This is a genomic window from Algibacter marinivivus, assembly GCF_003143755.1.
Lineage (GTDB): Bacteria > Bacteroidota > Bacteroidia > Flavobacteriales > Flavobacteriaceae > Algibacter_B > Algibacter_B marinivivus.
The window spans coordinates 51803-71274 of record NZ_QFRI01000003.1 but is presented as its reverse complement, the minus strand read 5'-3'; the positions used below and the strand labels follow the sequence as shown (position 1 = coordinate 71274).

Annotated in this window: 19 protein-coding genes and 1 tRNA gene; 4 read left to right on the top strand and 16 right to left on the bottom strand. The window is 30.9% G+C overall.

Translation table 11 applies throughout. The features are described from left to right. Position 1: 1 nt before the first annotated feature. Together DIS18_RS11920 and fahA are read right to left on the bottom strand one after the other, a co-directional pair. Positions 2-1180 (bottom strand): hypothetical protein, encoded by a 1179-nt coding sequence (locus DIS18_RS11920; RefSeq protein ID WP_109353309.1) that lies wholly within the window; start codon positions 1178-1180, stop codon positions 2-4. A 325-nt stretch (positions 1181-1505) separates the two neighbouring features. Continuing rightward, positions 1506-2786, bottom strand: coding sequence for a fumarylacetoacetase (gene fahA / locus DIS18_RS11915; RefSeq protein WP_109353308.1), 1281 nt, complete (start codon positions 2784-2786; stop codon positions 1506-1508). A gap of 202 nt (positions 2787-2988) precedes the next feature. Between fahA and glyA the strand changes: the two genes are divergently transcribed. Beyond that, positions 2989-4260, top strand: a complete 1272-nt coding sequence (gene glyA / locus DIS18_RS11910; RefSeq protein WP_109353307.1) for a serine hydroxymethyltransferase — start codon at positions 2989-2991, stop codon at positions 4258-4260. A gap of 189 nt (positions 4261-4449) precedes the next feature. On the opposite strand, the gene DIS18_RS11905 is transcribed toward glyA, so the two are convergent. The 5 genes from DIS18_RS11905 to DIS18_RS11885 form a co-directional block, all read right to left on the bottom strand. Beyond that, positions 4450-4902 (bottom strand): nuclear transport factor 2 family protein, encoded by a 453-nt coding sequence (locus DIS18_RS11905; protein ID WP_109353306.1) that lies wholly within the window; start codon positions 4900-4902, stop codon positions 4450-4452. 118 nt (positions 4903-5020) lie between these two features. Next, positions 5021-5713 (bottom strand): hypothetical protein, encoded by a 693-nt coding sequence (locus tag DIS18_RS11900; protein WP_109353305.1) that lies wholly within the window; start codon positions 5711-5713, stop codon positions 5021-5023. Positions 5714-5723: 10 nt separating this feature from the next. Beyond that, complete coding sequence (locus DIS18_RS11895; protein WP_109353304.1) at positions 5724-7289, bottom strand: hypothetical protein; 1566 nt, start codon at positions 7287-7289, stop codon at positions 5724-5726. A gap of 234 nt (positions 7290-7523) precedes the next feature. Then, complete coding sequence (gene galK / locus DIS18_RS11890; RefSeq protein ID WP_109353303.1) at positions 7524-8672, bottom strand: galactokinase; 1149 nt, start codon at positions 8670-8672, stop codon at positions 7524-7526. Between the two features lie 10 nt (positions 8673-8682). Further along, the gene (locus DIS18_RS11885) at positions 8683-9573 is read right to left on the bottom strand and encodes an aldose 1-epimerase (RefSeq protein WP_109353302.1); all 891 of its coding nucleotides are present in this window, start codon (positions 9571-9573) and stop codon (positions 8683-8685) included. Between the two features lie 346 nt (positions 9574-9919). On the opposite strand from DIS18_RS11885, the gene DIS18_RS11880 reads away from it, so the two are divergent. From DIS18_RS11880 to DIS18_RS11870, 3 genes are all read left to right on the top strand, one after another. After that, the gene (locus tag DIS18_RS11880; protein WP_109353301.1) at positions 9920-11506 is read left to right on the top strand and encodes a solute:sodium symporter family transporter; all 1587 of its coding nucleotides are present in this window, start codon (positions 9920-9922) and stop codon (positions 11504-11506) included. Between the two features lie 204 nt (positions 11507-11710). Beyond that, positions 11711-11784: transfer RNA gene (locus DIS18_RS11875), tRNA-Arg, on the top strand. Positions 11785-11850: 66 nt separating this feature from the next. After that, positions 11851-12309, top strand: a complete 459-nt coding sequence (locus DIS18_RS11870) for an RNA methyltransferase (RefSeq protein WP_109353300.1) — start codon at positions 11851-11853, stop codon at positions 12307-12309. On the opposite strand, the gene DIS18_RS11865 is transcribed toward DIS18_RS11870, so the two are convergent. The 9 genes from DIS18_RS11865 to tsaD all read right to left on the bottom strand — a co-directional run bounded on the left by DIS18_RS11865 (position 12306) and on the right by tsaD (position 19413). Next, a complete protein-coding gene (locus DIS18_RS11865; protein WP_109353299.1) occupies positions 12306-12662 on the bottom strand; it encodes a hypothetical protein in 357 nt (118 codons plus the stop codon). The genes DIS18_RS11870 and DIS18_RS11865 overlap by 4 nt on opposite strands. 3 nt (positions 12663-12665) lie before the next feature. Then, on the bottom strand, positions 12666-13844 hold the full coding sequence (locus tag DIS18_RS11860) for a class I SAM-dependent methyltransferase (protein ID WP_109353298.1): 1179 nt from the start codon (positions 13842-13844) through the stop codon (positions 12666-12668). A gap of 8 nt (positions 13845-13852) precedes the next feature. Then, positions 13853-14941 (bottom strand): AI-2E family transporter, encoded by a 1089-nt coding sequence (locus tag DIS18_RS11855; RefSeq protein ID WP_109353297.1) that lies wholly within the window; start codon positions 14939-14941, stop codon positions 13853-13855. A gap of 21 nt (positions 14942-14962) precedes the next feature. Further along, complete coding sequence (locus DIS18_RS11850; RefSeq protein ID WP_109353296.1) at positions 14963-15463, bottom strand: TrmH family RNA methyltransferase; 501 nt, start codon at positions 15461-15463, stop codon at positions 14963-14965. Between the two features lie 37 nt (positions 15464-15500). Then, on the bottom strand, positions 15501-15839 hold the full coding sequence (locus DIS18_RS11845) for a hypothetical protein (protein WP_109353295.1): 339 nt from the start codon (positions 15837-15839) through the stop codon (positions 15501-15503). Between the two features lie 6 nt (positions 15840-15845). Beyond that, complete coding sequence (locus DIS18_RS11840; RefSeq protein WP_109353515.1) at positions 15846-16487, bottom strand: DUF4159 domain-containing protein; 642 nt, start codon at positions 16485-16487, stop codon at positions 15846-15848. Between the two features lie 7 nt (positions 16488-16494). Further along, positions 16495-17199, bottom strand: a complete 705-nt coding sequence (locus tag DIS18_RS11835) for a 16S rRNA (uracil(1498)-N(3))-methyltransferase (protein ID WP_109353294.1) — start codon at positions 17197-17199, stop codon at positions 16495-16497. Beyond that, entirely contained in the window at positions 17199-17837 is a 639-nt protein-coding gene (locus DIS18_RS11830; RefSeq protein WP_109353293.1) for a peptidylprolyl isomerase, read from the bottom strand. Before DIS18_RS11830 ends, DIS18_RS11835 begins: the two co-directional genes overlap by 1 nt. Before the next feature lie 553 nt (positions 17838-18390). Then, a complete protein-coding gene (tsaD, locus tag DIS18_RS11820; protein ID WP_109353291.1) occupies positions 18391-19413 on the bottom strand; it encodes a tRNA (adenosine(37)-N6)-threonylcarbamoyltransferase complex transferase subunit TsaD in 1023 nt (340 codons plus the stop codon). Between the last annotated feature and the right edge of the window lie 59 nt (positions 19414-19472).

The window sequence follows — 19472 nt, the reverse complement described above, 5'->3', positions numbered from 1 at the left end:
TTTATCTCACCGCATAAGAATTTATAATATCCTTGAGTTGTAGTTTTAAATCTTCGCCTGTATCATAAACCATCTGTTCGTTACTAGGGAATGGTACACGTCTGTTATTTATAAGTGCGATATCGTTGGCGTTTAATGCACGCTTATCTCCTCTATATCTTGCAAACACATATTCGAAAACAAACTCACTATCAATAGGGAAGGCGTCTAGTAATTGATTAGATTTTAAATCTAAGTACACCACATCTCCAACCACATGCGAGGATTTTGTTTGAATGGTTTCCATGTATCTTGCTTTTACATTAACTAGTTTATCTATTTTAATGTATTTACCTAAGCTATCCTTTATAGCTTCGCCGTTGCGGTCTTTTTTATATTCCCAACCATCTACTACTTCTTTTTCTCTGATAAACTCACGTTCGTTTATGCGCTCTGGAGATACATTAATGCCTTTTAGATTAAGCTGCATTGCATAATCGTAATTTAGGTTTTCTAATTTATTAACATGGTATTCGCTCCAAAATTTATTTAATCCGTAAGTGTTGAAGTTTAGTAAATCGTCTTCTAAACGGCTTGGGATGATTTGTTGTGTATCATTATTTAATGATACTAAAATATAATCTTTACCACGTTGGTGCGCTTCTTCTAGTAACTCGCGTGTATTTTCGTAATTTGGGTTAATACGCTCTAGGTAGCTTAATTCTGAATACGCTTCTCTGATAACTCTTTTTTCATCTGACTCTAAAAGTTCTAAACCTTTTTCGTAGGTGTAGTCTGAAACCTTGTTTTTAGATTCTAAAATGGCATCACTATAGTTATTAAAATCGAATGTAATATTTTTTCCATTGACTTTAAGTGGTAGAATAGGTTTTATAGCATTTTGGCGTGCATCTAAATCTTGATACATTTCAAAAATGATTCTGTAATTTTCAGGATTATTATCCTTTTTGAGGTGCGCTATATTTTCTATATCACGTTCTGTAACTTTATAATAAGCATCTTGAAGCATTATAACATAATCATAATTACGTTTTTTATCTTTATTTGCTCTTAGTTTTTTTAATGCTGTATTTATGGCTTGATCGTAATCACCAGAATTTACAGCTTTTTCAACTTGCTTTCTAGTATTACAAGCCAATATAAATAAGCTTAATACGGAAATGAGTAGTATTTTTTTCATGGGTCTACTGTTTTGGTTATTTGGGTAGTATTTCAATAGTGATGCCAAAATACAATTACTATCTATGAAATACTAATATATTCGATAAAGTGTTTTATTTATGTTATTTTATAAGAATAAACTTATATAAATTAACTTTTGCAAATGTGTTAAAAGAATTGAAATAGGAACAGGTTATTGCGAATTTACCTGCGTTAGGGATTGAACGACATGTTTGAAATCCCCGACGTAGGGGGGATTGAGTAGAGAAAGCCCGACCCTTGGGTAACGCCCAAAAACAAAAAATCCCGCACTGTGCAGGATTTTTTATACATATGTATAATTTTTATTTGCTGTAAACGGGTAATAATTTAGTTGATACTTCGCCAAAGCCAATACGTGTACCATCGTTTTCACAGTAACCACGCATAATAACGGTGTCGTTGTCGTTAATAAATTTACGCTCGCTACCATCTTTCATTTTGAGTGGTTTTTCTCCTCTCCAAGTAAGTTCTAGCATGGAGCCGTAACTGTCTTCGGTTGGTCCAGAAATAGTACCGCTTCCCATCATATCTCCAGAATTTACGGGGCAGCCATTTACGGTATGGTGAGTTAATTGTTGTACCATATTCCAGTACATGTATTTAAAATTAGAGTTACTAACCACAGTTTCTTTGGCATTTTCAGGTTGTATGGCTACTTCTAAATTGATATCATAACTCTTTTTGCCTTTGTATTTTAGGTAGTCAAGTTGTGGCTTAACAGCTTTTGGACTTTCTACTCGGTAAGGCTCTAGAGCATCTAAAGTAACAATCCAGGGTGAAATGGAAGAGGCAAAGTTTTTTGCTAAAAACGGACCTAATGGAACATATTCCCATTTTTGAATATCCCGCGCACTCCAATCGTTAAGTAATACTAAACCAAAAATGTATTCTTCAGCTTCATCTATTGGAATTGGTTCTCCTAAATCGTTAGCATCTGTAGTAATAAAAGCCATTTCAAGTTCAAAATCTACCAATCTACTTGGTCCAAAAACAGGCTCTGAAGCTCCATTTGGTAGGGTTTGTCCTTGTGGTCTGTGAACCGGAATTCCAGAAGGAATTATAGAACTACTTCTACCATGGTAGCCAACCGGAATATGCAACCAGTTTGGAAGCAATGCATTATCAGGATCTCTAAACATAGTACCAACATTTGTGGCGTGTTCTATACTTGAGTAAAAATCAGTATAATCTCCAATTTGAACTGGTAATTGCATTTCAATTTCATCTAAACGAAAAAGAATGGTTTCTTTATGTTTGGTATTGTTTTTTAATGTGTTATTATTAGCATCAAAAATTTCAGCAATTCTATTTCTAACAGCACGCCATGTTTTTCTACCATCAGCAATAAAATCGTTTAGAGAATCTTGAAGAAAAATATCATCAGTTAAGGGAATACCTTCAAAATACCCCAATTGATGCAAGGCACCAAGATCTATGGCAGTATCACCAATACGAGTACCAATGGTAATAATATCATCTCGAGTTAAAAACACACCAAAGGGAATGTTTTGAATTGGGAAATCTGAGTGTTTATCAACGTGTAACCACGAGGTTCTATCTGGATTATTTGCGGATAATGGCATAATAAGTTTAAGTGTTTAGGATTATTGAATTCTTATCAAACCTACATAATATTTTTATTTTATTTCAAAAAAACATATAAAATTTGCATTAATTTTAATGGTTGATAAACCGTTGAAAACTTAAACGTAAATCTGCATTTTTTAATACTAATAACTAATCTATTTCCTATTTTTGCACAATATTTAACTAGAACTCTATTTTATGCAACGCGACGAACAAATTTTTGAACTTATTGAAGCTGAAAAAGAACGCCAACTTCATGGTATTGAACTTATCGCATCAGAGAATTTTGTAAGCCCACAAGTTATGGAAGCTGCAGGCTCTGTGTTAACCAACAAATATGCCGAGGGGTATCCTGGAAAGCGTTATTATGGAGGTTGTGAAGTAGTTGATGAAGTAGAGCAAATAGCTATAGACAGAGCAAAAACCTTATTTGGTGCTGCTTATGTTAACGTACAACCACACTCTGGAAGTCAGGCGAATACAGCGGTTTATCATGCTTGCTTAAAACCAGGTGATAAGATTTTAGGATTCGATTTATCTCATGGTGGGCATTTAACACACGGATCTCCAGTAAATTTTTCTGGTAAACTTTACAAGCCATCTTTTTACGGTGTAGAGCAGGAGACAGGTGTTTTAAATTACGATAAAATACAAGAAGTAGCTACAAAAGAGCAACCAAAATTAATAATTGCAGGAGCATCTGCATACTCAAGAGATATTGACTTTAAACGCTTTAGAGCTATTGCAGATAGTGTAGGAGCTATTTTATTAGCAGATATCTCGCATCCAGCAGGTATGATTGCAAAAGGAATTCTTAACGATCCGCTTCCACATTGCCATATTGTTACAACAACAACACATAAGACATTAAGAGGCCCTAGAGGTGGAATGATAATGATGGGGCAAGATTTTGATAACCCATTCGGAATTACACTTAAAAATGGAAATTTACGTAAAATGTCGTCTTTACTAGATTCTGCGGTATTCCCAGGAAATCAAGGTGGACCATTAGAGCATATTATTGCCGCTAAAGCTATTGCTTTTGGAGAGGCTTTAACAGATGATTTTTTACACTACCAATTACAAGTTAAAGAAAACGCTTCTGCTATGGCTGATGCTTTGGTAGCCAAAAACTATAATATTATTTCAAATGGAACAGACAACCACTGTATGTTAATCGATTTGAGAAACAAAAATATTTCTGGTAAACAGGCAGAACAAGCCTTGGTAAAAGCAGATATTACAGTAAACAAAAACATGGTGCCTTTTGATGATAAATCGCCATTTGTAACTTCAGGAATCCGTTTGGGTACTGCAGCTGTTACTACACGTGGTCTAAAAGAAACCGATATGGTAGCTATTGTAGATTTAATTGACGAAGTTATTACAAACTTTGAAGACGATGCTACTCTAGAAGCTGTAAAAACTAAAGTTAATATGATGATGCAAGATAAACCTTTATTCGTGTAAGCTTTAAATCAAATCAAGTGTTAATTAATAAAAAGCTCTGAGGTTTATATCTCAGAGTTTTTTTTTGCGTTACCCCGAAAAGGGGGTCGGGCTTTTTGTTACAAGTCCTCACTTCTGAGCTAGGGCGCAAAAGCTGTGGGCTATTCACTACAATCCCTAACGCAAGTAAGTTGTAACATTAAGTTTAGTTTAATGAGTTGGCTTCTCCAAAGGTCCTTCCCAAATCACTTGCTCAATCATCCATTTGTCACCACGTTTTGAGAGTAGAATATAATCAATGCCCCACCAAGCTCTAACTTTTGCAGAAGCTATAACATGCCCAACATCAAAAACTTGAACTTCTTTTGGCGCTTCTGGTTTAGCAAATTGTTTTTTCTCTAAAACATTTCTAGCATAAGCTAAAGCTTTCTCATAAGCCATGTAGTCTTGTTGCTTATATTCTCCAGTTTTTTTGTCTTTCCAAAAACCAAATTTATTGAGGGTAGGCTGCAAACTCTCTTTAAGTTTTGCTTCATCACCTTCATAAAAGCCTTCAATGTAATTCATGCATGCCTTTTCAACGCCTTTTTTGTCAGAATCACTTTGTGCGTAAGTAAAGGATACAGTTAAGAATAGTACAATTAGGATGGATAGTTTTTTCATGTCTTTAGGTTTTTTTGATTGCTGTAAAACCTAAAAATAGCTGTATTCGAATAAATTAACTGTTAAGAGTCCGTTAATCTTAAATGGAAAAGATTTAATTAAAAAATAAAAACACTATTTAACTTTTGATAATTAATGTTAAAGGACATGGTTTAGGTACCACTAAGGTTTTATTTAATCTTTTAATCTCTTCTAATTTACAATGTATACCAAGTTTATTTAAATAATTATAATATAAATACTCTTGATATATACCATTTGGGAGATTTTTTTCTTTTTCCCATTTGAAAAAAGATGTTGAATTTCGCAAAATTGGCAGATGATATTCGGTGTCTTTTTTTATGACATATGAAACACTACCAATCTGTTTCTTAATTTTTCTTTTTCTAGATTTTATATATTTAAAATCATATTGAGTTAATTCTAAACCGTCAATGATAGTGTCTTTTTTTCTATAGAAATTATAGTGTTTGTTTTTGTATTTATAAATATTTCTTGGCTCAAAAACATCCCTACAATTAGTAAAATTAATAGTAGAAGCTTTCCAGAAGTCAATTTTGGAAATTTTTACAATTGAGTAATATTTATTATAGTCTATCAATTCTATTGAAAAATATGAACTATCAACTTCTTTAATTACTAAATAATAGCTATTATCTCTTGAATTAGTTAACAAGTACTGTTTCATTAAAGTGTCGCAAACTGAAGTGTTAAAGTCACATTTGTATTTTAACAATGTATTAAATTTATACTCTTTTTGAGAAAAAGAAATGAAGGCGCTAAAAAGTAAAATATAAGTTAGTTGTTTCATTCTTTATAGGTCAATCTTCTACAGGAAAAATAATATGCTGATAAGCGCCTATATCTGGAGAAGATGTTCTATTTACGTTCAAAATATCAACTGGGACTTGTGTTGCAAAAGAGGCAAAACCTTGTCCGTTTGCTCCAGATTCGTCTCCAATAATAAGCTGATTTAAATTTACATCCTTAAAATTTGGGTCTAAGTTGAAAATATTGCCTTCGTATTTACTGGCATCATTAAAATCATAATTAACTCCAGTAAAATTATTACTGTTGTCTTCAAAACGAATTAAGCAATTGGTAAACTTAAAATTAAATACAACAGAAGCATCTTCAATTTCATCTAAAAGAATTTCAGGATTATCATTTCCGTAGATAATACAGTTGTTAAAGTTAGCTTCAGTTAAATCAGCTATGGTAGCATTGTTTTCTTCATCTACAACAAAATTATTGAGTAAAACTGAAGGGAATTGTCTAAAACCAGCATCCCAATAATTTACAAGGGTAGAGTGGGTAAAGTTGTATTTTCCACCTATAGTTCCTGCAAAAGAAGATAAGCCAGAATTATTAATAACTATATTTTCACCAGCAATGGAAGTATTTCTGCCTAAAATACCAAAACTACTAGAGTTATAAATTTGAGAATTTGTTATAGTTAATTTATCACTTGCTTCAACTGGATTACCGTCACTTAAAACACCTATAGTTGCGTTTTTAATTGTAGCATAATTGATGGTATTGTTTGTACTACCATCTAATAGCCAAATAGTTCCCCATTGTCCAGGGACATCAGAAAAGTTAGGTTCTAAACGATCGCCTTCAAAAATCACTTCGTTTTCAAGAAGTTCTTGGTCGGTACTAAAAGCACCATTCACATTAATAGATGCACCATTTGAAACAATAATTCCAGAGTTGTCATGAAAATGTAATCGAGATCCAGCTTCAATAGTTAGTGTTTCACCATTTGGTACGGTCGCAAACCCATAAATAACATAGGGTTTTTCGTTTGTAAAAGTAAGTTCTGTTGATAATAATTCTCGACCTTGTAATTCGGTTTCAACCATCTCACCATCAATATCTAGTGTTAAAGTTTCAATAACTTTAGTAGTATTATCTCTATCTGGATAAATAAAAACAGCATCTTGGACTAAGGTAACTAATTCAACTTCTTGAAGATTTGAACCAGAATCAAATGCAATCTGATCGGTATACAAATATGTACCATCTGGATTTGGAAAATTATTAATATCTATAGTAGATTCTACAAAAATAAACAAGCTGTCTTCAGCTTGTAATTCTATGTTTTCAAAGCTTTTACCTGCAATACCATCAACACTCAATCTATAATTAGAAGCGTCACCTCTAACTAAACTTATTGATGGAATTGAGATATCATCATCACTTTTGTTATAAACCTTCAAATTATAAGTACTAGATCCAATGTTTGTAAAAACAGTATCTAAATACACAGTATCCTTTGAAAATTGAAGACTTCCTGTGCTTGGTGAAAATTCAAAATCTTTTCTACAAGAGCTCCAAAGCATTATGAATCCTAAAGTAATTGTAAAGTATAAATAGCGTTTCATTAAAAGCGTTTGTTTAGATGGCTAAAAATATAACTTTTGAAGCTATCATTTAGTATGTAATACCAATTTAATTTTAAGCTTAAACCGCTACTAAGCAAATAAATCTACTATTTCTTGTGGAATTCTTGATGAATGGTCGATTTTGACCTCATGAATCTTTTTCTTATGTAGATATATTATTAAATAGTATTGTAATATGACAGATATTATATTTTTAATATTGTATTTCGTTTGTTATTTTACAATATGTGTTCCAGTAGATAACTGAATATAATAGACAGAACATTCTTTGTTAAACATCTTCTTATATGCAGTTGATGCAATTTCTCCAAATGTATTAGCTTCTTTTTTATTAACTAAGTTAATGGTACATCCACCAAAACCACCTCCCATCATTCTTGCTCCAAGAACATGTTTATTTTTTTTAGCTTGTTTTACAAGAAAATCTAATTCATTACAACTTACTTTGTATTGATTTGATAAACCATCATGAGATTGATAAATCAAAGAACCTAAGGTATCTAAGTCTCCTTTTTCAATTGCTTTTGCAGCTTTTAAAGTTCTAGCATTTTCTTGAATTATATAAAGCGCTTTTTGATAATTTGCAGGAATTACTTTATCAATAACTGTTTCTAAGTCTGCTTCAGTGGCATCTCTCAATGCTTTAATACCTAATAACTCAGAAATACTCTCACAAGCTGAACGTCTATCATTATAAGCACTATCCGATAAACTATGCTTTACATTAGTATTTATAAGCATCAACTGATGGTCTTTAAAATCAATTTTATAAGACTTAAACTTTAAGGTTCTACAGTCTAAGTGTAATGCATGATTTTTAATACCAAACATACTAGCATATTGATCCATAATACCGCAATTGACACCTACATAATTATGCTCTGCTTTTTGTGAAATTAAAACCATGTCTTCTTTAGAAAACCCTAATTCAAATAATTCGTTTAAACCAAAAACCACACTGTTTTCTAATGCAGCAGAAGAAGACATTCCAGCTCCTTTAGGAATATTTCCTTTAAAAATGATATTAAAATCACCTATAACTTTGTTTCTATTTTGTATTTCGGCAACAACACCAAAAACATAGTTTTCCCAGCTCCCCACTTTTGAAGGTTGAAACTTATTTAATTCAAATTTGGCTGTACTACCTAAATCCAAAGCAATAGCGGTACAACTCCCAGAATCACTTTTTTGAATTCCAGCTACAATTCCTTTGTCAACAGCAGCTGGAAAAACAAATCCATCATTATAGTCAGTATGTTCTCCAATTATGTTTATTCTACCTGGAGAAAAAACTAGTAAAGGATCTGTTTTAAATTTTTCTATAAATGTTTTTTTTACCTCATGTATTAGTGCAACACTCATTTTTAGTAGTTTAATTGTTAACTATTTTTAATGACCACGTAATATCATAACTTTCATTTGGGCTTAAAGTTTGTAAACCAATCTTATTGTTAAAACTATCAGAAACGCCAGTAGTAGGCTCTATGGCTATATAGTTTTTTTTGGGTGGAGTATAGGCTTGTAGGAAGTTGTTTTTTACAGAAGAATTTATTGAAACTTTATAACTAGGAGTATAGAAATATATATTATCAGAGTCCAAAATCCAACAATCATCTAGTTGCTGATTTTTAATTTGAAATTTATCTGCTAAGCAAAAATCTTTTATACCTGTTGTAATATTTCTTTTTCCAATTTTAAGTTTTTGTTTGCTATCAAAACGTAATGAACTTTCGTATAAATTTTCACTTAAAAAATAAGGATGCCAACCCAAAGTAAAAGGAAAAACTTTGGTGTCTGTATTTTCAACCGATACACTTAAACATAGGTTGTTTTTTGAAAAGATATAGCTTACCTGAATATTATAAGTAAATGGAAAGCCTTTAGATTTTTTGTTTTCTATATACTCAAGAACAATTTCAACACAAGTATCAGAAATATTTTGCTTAATAATTTTAAATGATTTATTAAAAACAAAGCCATGTAAAGCATTTTGTTCTTCTTCTTGGTTTGTCTCTAACTGATAAGTTTTACCATTAAAATTGTATAATCCATCTTTTATTCTGTTAGCAAATGGAAATAAAATAGAAGAAGCATAAGTGATATCATAAGTTAAGGGTGATAAATCACTTATAATTTTTTTTCCTCCGAGAGTTAATTCTTGTAAGCTACCACCATCGTTTAAATATATTTTGCCTGCCAAATATTTTTTAGAATCTTTAATTTCTAAAATATTTGAAACTTGATTATGTTTAATACTGTACATTATTTTTTTTGAATAAATTTTAGAAATTTTATAATAAAAATGATAGTTAGCTCTTTTATAGTTAAGGATAATGGCTGGGTATAATAAATCATATGTATTAGATTTCCATTTTCAATTTATTAAAGTTAAATGGAACTTAATAGAGCTTATAATTTAGTTATTATAAAGAAAATTATTTTTTTTATGTCAATAATCTGCGGTATAAATATAGTTTTTTTATTAAAATATACTATATCTTATTAGTCTGTTTTTTATTTATTGAAAAATATAGTTATTGACCTTTTAGCGGTGTAATATTAGGCTTAATACATATATTTGAATAATTAAACTAACTAATCTAATACATATGCAAATTTTATCTTTTCTTGGGTTTACAGCCTTAGTAGCCATTATTTCTTATCTAGCAACACGAAAGACAAATGAAAGTTCTTCTGATGGGTATTTTCTAGGAGGAAGAAGTCTTACGGGGTTTGTAATTGCAGGTTCTTTATTATTAACAAACCTTTCTACAGAACAGATTGTTGGATTAAATGGCGCAGCTTTTAAAGAGGGTATTCTTGTTATGGCCTGGGAAACTTTAGCTGCTATAGCTATGGTAGTTACTGCAGTATTTTTATTACCAAGATACCTTAAAGGTGGTATAACTACTGTGCCTCAATTTTTAGAAAAACGTTATGATAAAATGACTAAAACCATAACTTCAGGTTTATTTTTAAGTGGATATGTTGTTGTGTTATTACCTATTGTTTTATATTCTGGAGCTTTGGCAATTAATTCTATGTTTAATGTTCCTGAGTTACTTAATGTTTCAAAAACAACAGCTTTATGGATTACTGTTTGGGGTATAGGTATAGTCGGATCAATTTATGCGATTTTTGGAGGTTTAAAAGCTGTTGCTGTTTCTGATACTATTAACGCAGTTGGGTTATTAATTGGTGGACTTATGATTCCTTTCTTCGGTTTACTCGCTATTGGAGACGGTAGTATTTCTGAAGGCATTTCTACTTTAATGACTACTAATCCAGACAAATTTAAGGCTATGGGAGATTCAGATTCCTCAATCCCTTTTGGAACTATTTTCACGGGTATGATGTTGGTTCAATTATTTTATTGGGGAACAAATCAAGCTATTATTCAAAGGGCATTAGGAGCAAAGAATTTAAAAGAAGGTCAAAAAGGATTATTGTTAGCCTCATTTATAAAAATACTGGGACCGCTTATTGTTGTTTTACCTGGTGTAATTGCTTTTCACATGTTTGGAAATACATTAGAGAATCCAGACGAAGCTTACCCAATGTTAGTTACTAAAGTGTTACCTGCAGCTTTAGTTGGTTTCTTTGCAGCTGTTTTATTTGGAGCCATACTAAGTTCATTTAATTCTGCATTAAATAGTTCGGTAACTTTATTCGGAATTGATATTTATAAATCTCACATTAAAAAGGATGCTACAGAAAAAGAAACTGTTTTTGCAGGAAAGTCTTTTGGAGTAGTATTGGCTATTCTATCAATGTGTATTGCGCCTTTAATTGCAAATGCTCCTGACGGTTTGTTTGGATATCTACAAGAAGTAAATGGTTGTTATAGTATTCCTATTTTAACCATTATAGTTGTGGGGTATTTAACTAAGTACGTTCCAGCTATTGCAGCGAAAGTTGCTATAATATCAGGAGTAGTTTTATATAGTATAAGCCAATTTATTATTAAACCTTTTGTTATTGGTGCTGATAATTATCCTCATTTCTTGCATGTTATGGCTATTTTATTTGTTTTAAATGTGGTAATAATGTTGATTATAGGTAAGTTTTATCCGCGCTCTGAAGCATTTAGTTTAGAGTTTACAAAACAAGTAGATATAATACCTTGGAAACATTTGAAAACTGTAGGTGTTGGAATTTGCGTTATAGTGATAGGAATATATATCTATTTCGCTTAAAATAATATTAAAGTAAAAACAATAGTAGCACCATAGCAATATGGTGTTTTTTATTGATTATCATTTAATAATTGATTTTTGAAGAACTAATAATTTTATTATCAGAAGTAATGAAATTTTACTTAAAATTATAAACATTTCTTTTGGTTAGATATATAGTTAATTTTATATTTGCACTCCAGAAAACAGAAATGTTTTCTTTGAGGGCTCTTAGCTCAGCTGGATAGAGCACCTCCCTTCTAAGGAGGCGGTCGAAGGTTCGAATCCTTCAGGGCTCACAAAAAGCTTCAATATGAAAATATTGGAGCTTTTTTGTTTTTAATTTCTTTCTATTTTTGTTTAGTATGAATGATAATTTTAAAAATGAATTTTTCGGTATCGGTATCCAAAATGGAAAAACACCAGAAAATTTGGGAGTCTTATGGCGTTCTGCTCAAAACTTAGGGGCTAGTTTTATTTTTACAATTGGAAATCGTTATGCAAAACAGGCTTGTGATACGCATGATGCTGTAAAAGCGATGCCATATTTTCATTACGAAACGTTTGAAAATTTTCTTAATAATATTCCAAAAGGCGCTAGAATAGTAGGTGTAGAGTTAACTGATAAGGCGGAACCGTTAGAAACATTTCATCATCCTAGGCGTTGCGTATATTTATTAGGAGCTGAAGATCATGGATTGTCAAAACAGGCTATTGATAAATCTCATTTTTTGGTAAAATTCAATTCAAAATTAAGTTTAAATGTATCAGTAGCTGGAAGTATTGTTCTTTATGATAGAGGGCTAAATAAACCACGCTCTTAGTTTACTACTTCTTTTAATTTATCTATTCTAAAAGCACGTTCCTCTCCAATGTAATTTGGGTCTCCATGTTTTTCAGACCAAAAACCTTCAAGAAAATCTTTTGAAATACATTTGTAAACTACAACACCTTTAAAAGTGGTATTGTCGTTTTTGTAATTAAAATTAATAACAAGAATATTATCTTTAAAAAAACCATAGCCAAATTGTTCTTGGGTTTTATTTATTAACCATTTTGCTCTAACTCTATTGTTTTCATCAATTGCTAAATCAAGAATGCCCTTATAAGTACTTGATTCTAGATTTTGATTAGCACCTGTAATGGAATACTGTCCTGCAAGTTCTTGAAGCGTCATTATTTATAATTTTTTAGTGACTAATACTATTTTTTGATTGTTTAAATCTGTTGTGAAAAATAGATAGATATTACCACCATCACTAATTTTAAACTTCGTTCTTATTTGCTGAACAGTTTCAGGGAAGTTTCTTGTGGTAATATTAGCTTTTTTAATAGCTAATCTTTTGAGTATTTTTTTGTTATATGGAACAATGTCTTCAATTTTAAAAGAACGTCCAGGGAAATCAATAAACTGATTACTAGTGTATAAATGAGAATGTTTATTCAATTTATCTAAGTTTAGTTGCTTGGATATTTGATTAAAAGCACCAGCCTTTAAAACAGCTGAATTGGGTTCAAATAAATAGGTTAGAGGTAAGCTGTATTTGGCTTCTGTTTGTTTTTCTTCATTTAAATGAAACTTAAAAGCCTCATTTGTTTCTTTTTTTATGTTGATGGTTTTTATTGAAATCTCATCACTAAAATCAGCTTCTAAAACCCAAAGTAGTTCTTTTACTTCGTTATTTATTGCAACAACATGAATGGTTTTTACATGTTTTAATTCGCTAATACCAACCGATATATCTAATAAAGGAGATGTTTTAATCATGATATTTTTTGAATGCTTAAATAGTAAGTCTAAGTGCTGAGGAACATTAGGTAAGCAATCTTTTAAAAAGAAGACTTTGCCTTTACTATCATGACGTCTTGAAGGATCAATATATATCCAATCAAAAGTTTTATTTGAATTTTTTAAATAAGAAATACCATCTGCTTGAATAGTTGTAACGTTATCAATATTTAACTGCTTGTAGTTATGATTTACAATTTCTGAAAGTGTTTCATTTATCTCGCAATGAATAACCGATTTAAACTGTTTTGAAAAGTAAAAACAGTCCACGCCAAAACCTCCAGTTAAATCAATTATGGAATCGCCTTCAATTAATTCAGATTTATAATTTGCTGTTACTTCAGAAGAGGTTTGTTCAATATTTAATTTGTTTGGGTAGTAAATATTTTTAGTTAAAAACCAAGTAGAGAGCTTCGTTTTGCTTCTTTTTTTAGCTTCAATCTGCTCTATAATTGTTTTACTTTCAATGTTTGGAAACGTAAAGCCTTTTAGTAATAATGAATTTAAGTCAGAGTTTATATTTGTGTTTATAAAATCCTGTATTTCAGTATGTAATATGTTTTTATTCAAATTAAAACTTAAAGGTCTTTGGTAAGCTTTTTAACAATCTTGTTTTCAGATAAAAAGGCTTTTAAAATAACTTTTATAGCTGTGTAAGCCGGAACCGCTATAATTAAACCAATAACACCAAATAAAATACCAGTAATTAAAATAACTAAGAAAATTTCTAGAGGATGAGACTTAACACTTTTTGAGAAGATTATAGGCTGACTTCCAAAATTATCAACTAACTGTCCAATCATAAATACTATAAAAACCCAGAAGGTTTTAGGCAAAATAACGTCGCTAAATGACTCTCCTAAGTTACTTGTCATCGTTAATGTTAACATTAAAAAAGCACCAACTAGAGGACCTACATAAGGGATTAGATTTAAAAGAGCACATAAAAATGCTATAACGACTGCATTTTCAACACCAATAATAAGTAACCCAATCATATAAATTATGAATAGAATGAGTATTTGAAATATAAGACCAACAAAATATCTAGATAATAAATCTTTGATTTTTGTAGAAGATGTTTTCCAACGTGATTCTTTATTATCGGGAATAAACGTAAGTACTCCGCTTTCAAATAATTTGCTGTCTTTTAAGAAGAAAAAGGATATAAATAAAACTGAAAATAAAGCAATACTAAAACTTCCTAGACCACTAATAACGGAGTTTAAAAAATCTGGAATTAACGAAAAATCTATTTTTGAAAGTAGGTTAGAGTCTTTTAAAGACTGTTCTACATCAATCTGATGTAAATCAAAATAGGTAATTATTTCTGAGTAGAGGTTTTCAATATTAGTTTGAAGTTCTTCAATATTTAAAAGTGATAAATTTTGTCCTTGTTTAATTATAAGAGGAATAAACAAACCTACCAATCCTATAAAGATCCCCAAAAGCAATACCATAGTAACAATAACTGCAATGGTGTTCTTGAACTTTAATCGGCGTTCTAAGAATAAAACAATCGGTCTTCCGATTAAAGAAATTACAGCAGCAATGGCCACATAACCAATAACTGCTTGAATTTGATATAAAAAGTAAAGCAATACCGCAATCCCGATAATAATACCAAGCGCTTTTAAAATACCGTTTGAAATGGTGTTCGAATTCATAGAGTAAATATATAAAACAGTTTACAAAAGCTGCTTTGTAATTTCATATAAAGCAATATTAGTGGCTTGTACCACATTCATGCTGCTATTTTGTCCAAACATCTCAATGTGGATAATTGCGTTTGAAGTTTTTAAAATGTTTTCAGAAACTCCAAAATTCTCATCACCAATAATTAATGCAAGGGGTTTTTCTTTTGAAAATTGAACCTTGTGAATTGGTTGACTAGAATCAGTGATTTCTAATGAAATAATTTGGTAGTTTTTGCTTTTTAAATCTTCAATAATTTCTGAAGCTTTACGATTCATTTCGTAATCTACAATCTTTTCTGTGGCTCTTGACGTTTTAGCCATTTTTCTGCCTAACTGAATGTTTTCACCACAAAGAATTAATTTTTCAATTCCAAAAGCATCAGAAATTCTAAATAAACTACCAATATTTGGTGCGTTCGTTACATTATCGCAAATTAATGTGATAGGAAATTTTTGTTTATTGAAGTTAGTATTGTAGTGGGTTAATTGCAACTATATTAAATTAATGTTTATTATTGAGTATTTGTATCTAATCTCGAATAAGTACTTTATTAAATGCACTTGCTTTTTTTTCTTCACTCATCCAAATTGCAATAGGTATTGCTCCACTTAATGTAGAAACAAACCCAAAGTCCCAAAGTAGAATAGTTACTATTACTGCTAATGCTAATCCACCCAATATAATAAAGTAATTAGGCGAAGCGTGTAATCTATTTATATGCCTTTTTGTGTGATTTCCACAATGCTTGCATCTTTCGTTAATTTCTAACCCAACCTCCTGTTTTAAATCAAAACGATTATTTGATTCAACTTTTATTGAATTTAGTTTTTTACAAGATGGCGTACTACAATAGTAATTTAGTTTCATATAAGTTTAATTTTCAAAAGCATATTTAACAATATTGGCACCCATTTTCAGTGCTTTTTCTCTAACATCAGCAGGGTCGTTATGCACTTCAGCATCTTCCCAACCATCTCCTAAATCGCTTTCATAAGTAAACAACAATATTAATCTGTCACCATTAAAAACGCCAAAAGCTTGTGGGCGTTTACCATCATGCTCGTGTATTTTTGGTAATCCGTTTGGAAATTTATAAACTGTATTAAAAATTGCGTGACTATTTGGTAGCTCTACTAAATCCTTATCAGGGAATACTTTTTTCAATTCTTTTTTTATATAAGGTTCCATACCGTAATTATCATCTATATGTAAAAAGCCTCCAGACATTAAATAGTTGCGTAAATTTTCAACATCAGTTTCGCTAAAAAAAACATTGCCATGTCCTGTCATGTGTAACATTGGAAACTGAAAAATATCAGAACTTCCCGTTTCAACAGTTTGTGGTTTTCGGTTTATCTTGGTGTTTATATTCTCATTACAATATTTAATAAGGTTTGGAAGGGCAGTAGGGTTTCCGTACCAATCTCCACCACCTTTGTATTTTAAAACTGCCAAATCCTGTGCATATAAGTTAAAAACTAAAAGTGAAAAGATAAAAGTGAAAAATAATTTCATAGAAATTTTACTCATTAGTGTAAGCGACGGAATGACATGCAACAATAGCCGCAGTTTCTGTGCGCAATCTAGTTTCACCCAAAGTTACAGGAATAAAATTGTTTTCAAGTGCTTTAGCTATTTCTTTAACAGAAAAATCACCTTCTGGTCCAATTAAAATGGTAATATCGGTATTGGGTTTTAATTGTTGTTTTAATGATTTCTTATTGGTTTTCTCACAATGTGCTATAAATAATTCACCTTGAAAACCTTTATTGATAAAGTCTTGAAACGATATAGCATCATTTAATTTTGGCAAATAACAGCTTAAAGATTGCTTCATAGCCGATTGCAAAATACGCTCAAAACGTTCTGGTTTAATTACTTTTCGCTCGCTATGATCACAAATAATAGGGGTAATGCTATCTATACCAATTTCGGTAGCCTTTTCTAAAAACCACTCGTAGCGGTCATTCATTTTTGTAGGCGCAACGGCTAAATGTAAGTTGTAGTTTCGCTTAGATTGCAGTTCTTTTGAAATAATTTTTGCTGTACACTTATTGATGTTTGGCACTGAGATTTCAGCAGTAAATAACCAACCTTTACCATTTGTAATGTGTAATGTATCACCAATATTTTTACGAAGTACTTTTACAATGTGTTTACTTTCTTCTCTTTCAAAAGTAAAGTCTGTAGTGTTCTCGTTTATATTTTGATTGTAAAAAAGTTGCATTATTCTTTAGCTTCAACAATTTTCAAGACTTCAATTTCTGAAATTTCTTTTGCTTCATGTGTTTTCAATACCACATAATACCATTTTTCAGACGCGATATCAACTGTAAAGATATCATTCAAACTGTGATTTTCACTTAAAACTTCATTTTCAAAATCAGAATGCATTTCTCCTTTCAAAAACCAACCTAAATCTCCACCTTTATTAGCATTTCCGTCCATAGAATATTGTTTCGCTAAAAAATCAAATGGAGCGCCATTGTTATATTGAGCTATAATTTTGTCTCTCAAATTGTTTATGCTTTCTAAACTTAGTTCTGAACCATCTAAATAGATATAAGCAACTCTATGATACGTTTTTTTAGTTTTGTTTATTACTTTATAAAACGTTTTTTCAAACTCTCTTTCATTTATTTTAGTGCCACCAACACTAAGTTTAAATAGCGCTTTAGCTAAGACCGTTTTATGCTTCTCTTCATTAAAGGTGATTAATTTATTCTTTTTAGATTTTTTAGTTTCTAAATAGGTTTCAACTTGCTCAGAGGTTTCAATGACTAAAAGTTCTTCTTCGGTTGAAGTTTGAGCTGATAAAATAGAGGTTAATCCTAGACATAATAAAGCGAGTAATTTTTTGTGCATATTAAAGTTTTAAATTTAATTTCAAATTTAAAAGGAATAGTGAGCTGTATGAAGAAAGCTGAAATAAGTTTTTAAGAAGGTGTTGTTTATAACTTTGTTTTTTTTGCAAAACATTTTATTGAACTGATAATTGAGTTGAAAAATAAAATCGGTTGAGCCAATAAAGCAGAACAGCCAATAATAAATAGAAAATGATCAATAGAATTTTCATATTCAAATAGAGGAAAGTCTTTGTTTTTTCCAAATAAAAACATAGGACTTAAAAAATATAGTATAACGCAGCTAATAGTTATTAAAGTGTGAATTGTTGTTAAATGTTTAAAAAGCAAAATTCTAAACACATAGTGTATGTAATATATTAAGCCTATAAATGCTAATGCATATGCAATTAAAATATTGAATTCAATATTTGAGATAACAAAATAATCCTTATGTATGTTGAGTACTAAGTTTAAATTATGGATTTTGGTAAATAAGGTGTAACTTACTAAAACAGTTAACACTGCAGCTGCCCAAAAATATAGATAAGTTTTTGTCTGTAATTGATGCATATTTAAATCTTCAATCGTGCACTAGCCACAACATCTTGCTCTGCAAAATCACCTTCTAAATACTTTAAATAGCCAACAATAGCAATCATAGCAGCGTTATCTGTGGTAAATTCAAATTTAGGAATATAGGTAGTCCAACCAAATTTTTGTTCACCATCTTTAAGCGCATTTCTAATACCTGAATTTGCCGAAACACCACCACCAATAGCAATATGCTTAATCCCAGTTTGTTTAGTTGCTAATTTCAGTTTATCAATCAAAATACCAATAATTGTGTATTGAATTGATGCACAAATATCATTCAGATTTTCCTCTATAAAATTTGGGTTAGCTTTCACTTCTCGCTGAATAAAATAAAGTACAGCTGTTTTAAAACCAGAAAAGCTAAAGTTTAAACCATCCACTTTGGGTTTAGTAAATTGAAATGCTTTAGGGTTTCCAAGAGCAGCACGTCTGTCAATTTCAGGTCCTGCAGGATAGCCTAAACCTAAAATCTTTCCACTTTTATCAAAAGCTTCACCAACGGCATCATCGATGGTTTCGCCTATAACAGTCATGTCAAAATAATTTTCGACTTTTACTATTTGTGTGTGTCCACCAGAAATGGTCATAGCTAAAAAAGGAAATGGTGGTTTTTCAAACCCATCTTCATCAATAAAATGTGCTAAAATATGCCCTTGCATGTGGTTCACATCAATTAAAGGAATATTTAAACCATAAGCTAAAGATTTTGCAAAAGATGTTCCTACTAGTAAACTTCCCATTAATCCTGGGCCTTTAGTAAACGCTATGGCATTCAGTTGCTCTTTTTTAATACCAGCTTTTTCTATAGCTTGATGTACCACTGGGACTATGTTTTGCTGATGAGCTCTAGAGGCTAATTCTGGAACAACACCACCATATGCTTCGTGTATTTTTTGGCTAGCTACAACATTGCTTAAAATCCTTCCGTTGTATATTACAGAAGCTGCTGTATCATCGCAAGAAGACTCAATTCCGAGAATGTAAATATTTTGTGAAGACATTAATAAATTTTAGGCACAATAATTGTTAATTTTGAAAACGAATAAACATCTCAAACGTT

What these genes read in the sequence shown, in the direction of transcription:
- DIS18_RS11920 (WP_109353309.1), bottom strand. Translation starts at nt 1,180, where the DNA reads ATGAAAAAAATACTACTCATTTCCGTATTAAGCTTATTTATATTGGCT.
- fahA (WP_109353308.1), bottom strand. Translation starts at nt 2,786, where the DNA reads ATGCCATTATCCGCAAATAATCCAGATAGAACCTCGTGGTTACACGTT.
- glyA (WP_109353307.1), top strand. Translation starts at nt 2,989, where the DNA reads ATGCAACGCGACGAACAAATTTTTGAACTTATTGAAGCTGAAAAAGAA.
- DIS18_RS11905 (WP_109353306.1), bottom strand. Translation starts at nt 4,902, where the DNA reads ATGAAAAAACTATCCATCCTAATTGTACTATTCTTAACTGTATCCTTT.
- DIS18_RS11900 (WP_109353305.1), bottom strand. Translation starts at nt 5,713, where the DNA reads ATGAAACAACTAACTTATATTTTACTTTTTAGCGCCTTCATTTCTTTT.
- DIS18_RS11895 (WP_109353304.1), bottom strand. Translation starts at nt 7,289, where the DNA reads ATGAAACGCTATTTATACTTTACAATTACTTTAGGATTCATAATGCTT.
- galK (WP_109353303.1), bottom strand. Translation starts at nt 8,672, where the DNA reads ATGAGTGTTGCACTAATACATGAGGTAAAAAAAACATTTATAGAAAAA.
- DIS18_RS11885 (WP_109353302.1), bottom strand. Translation starts at nt 9,573, where the DNA reads ATGTACAGTATTAAACATAATCAAGTTTCAAATATTTTAGAAATTAAA.
- DIS18_RS11880 (WP_109353301.1), top strand. Translation starts at nt 9,920, where the DNA reads ATGCAAATTTTATCTTTTCTTGGGTTTACAGCCTTAGTAGCCATTATT.
- DIS18_RS11870 (WP_109353300.1), top strand. Translation starts at nt 11,851, where the DNA reads ATGAATGATAATTTTAAAAATGAATTTTTCGGTATCGGTATCCAAAAT.
- DIS18_RS11865 (WP_109353299.1), bottom strand. Translation starts at nt 12,662, where the DNA reads ATGACGCTTCAAGAACTTGCAGGACAGTATTCCATTACAGGTGCTAAT.
- DIS18_RS11855 (WP_109353297.1), bottom strand. Translation starts at nt 14,941, where the DNA reads ATGAATTCGAACACCATTTCAAACGGTATTTTAAAAGCGCTTGGTATT.
- DIS18_RS11845 (WP_109353295.1), bottom strand. Translation starts at nt 15,839, where the DNA reads ATGAAACTAAATTACTATTGTAGTACGCCATCTTGTAAAAAACTAAAT.
- DIS18_RS11840 (WP_109353515.1), bottom strand. Translation starts at nt 16,487, where the DNA reads ATGAAATTATTTTTCACTTTTATCTTTTCACTTTTAGTTTTTAACTTA.
- DIS18_RS11835 (WP_109353294.1), bottom strand. Translation starts at nt 17,199, where the DNA reads ATGCAACTTTTTTACAATCAAAATATAAACGAGAACACTACAGACTTT.
- DIS18_RS11830 (WP_109353293.1), bottom strand. Translation starts at nt 17,837, where the DNA reads ATGCACAAAAAATTACTCGCTTTATTATGTCTAGGATTAACCTCTATT.
- tsaD (WP_109353291.1), bottom strand. Translation starts at nt 19,413, where the DNA reads ATGTCTTCACAAAATATTTACATTCTCGGAATTGAGTCTTCTTGCGAT.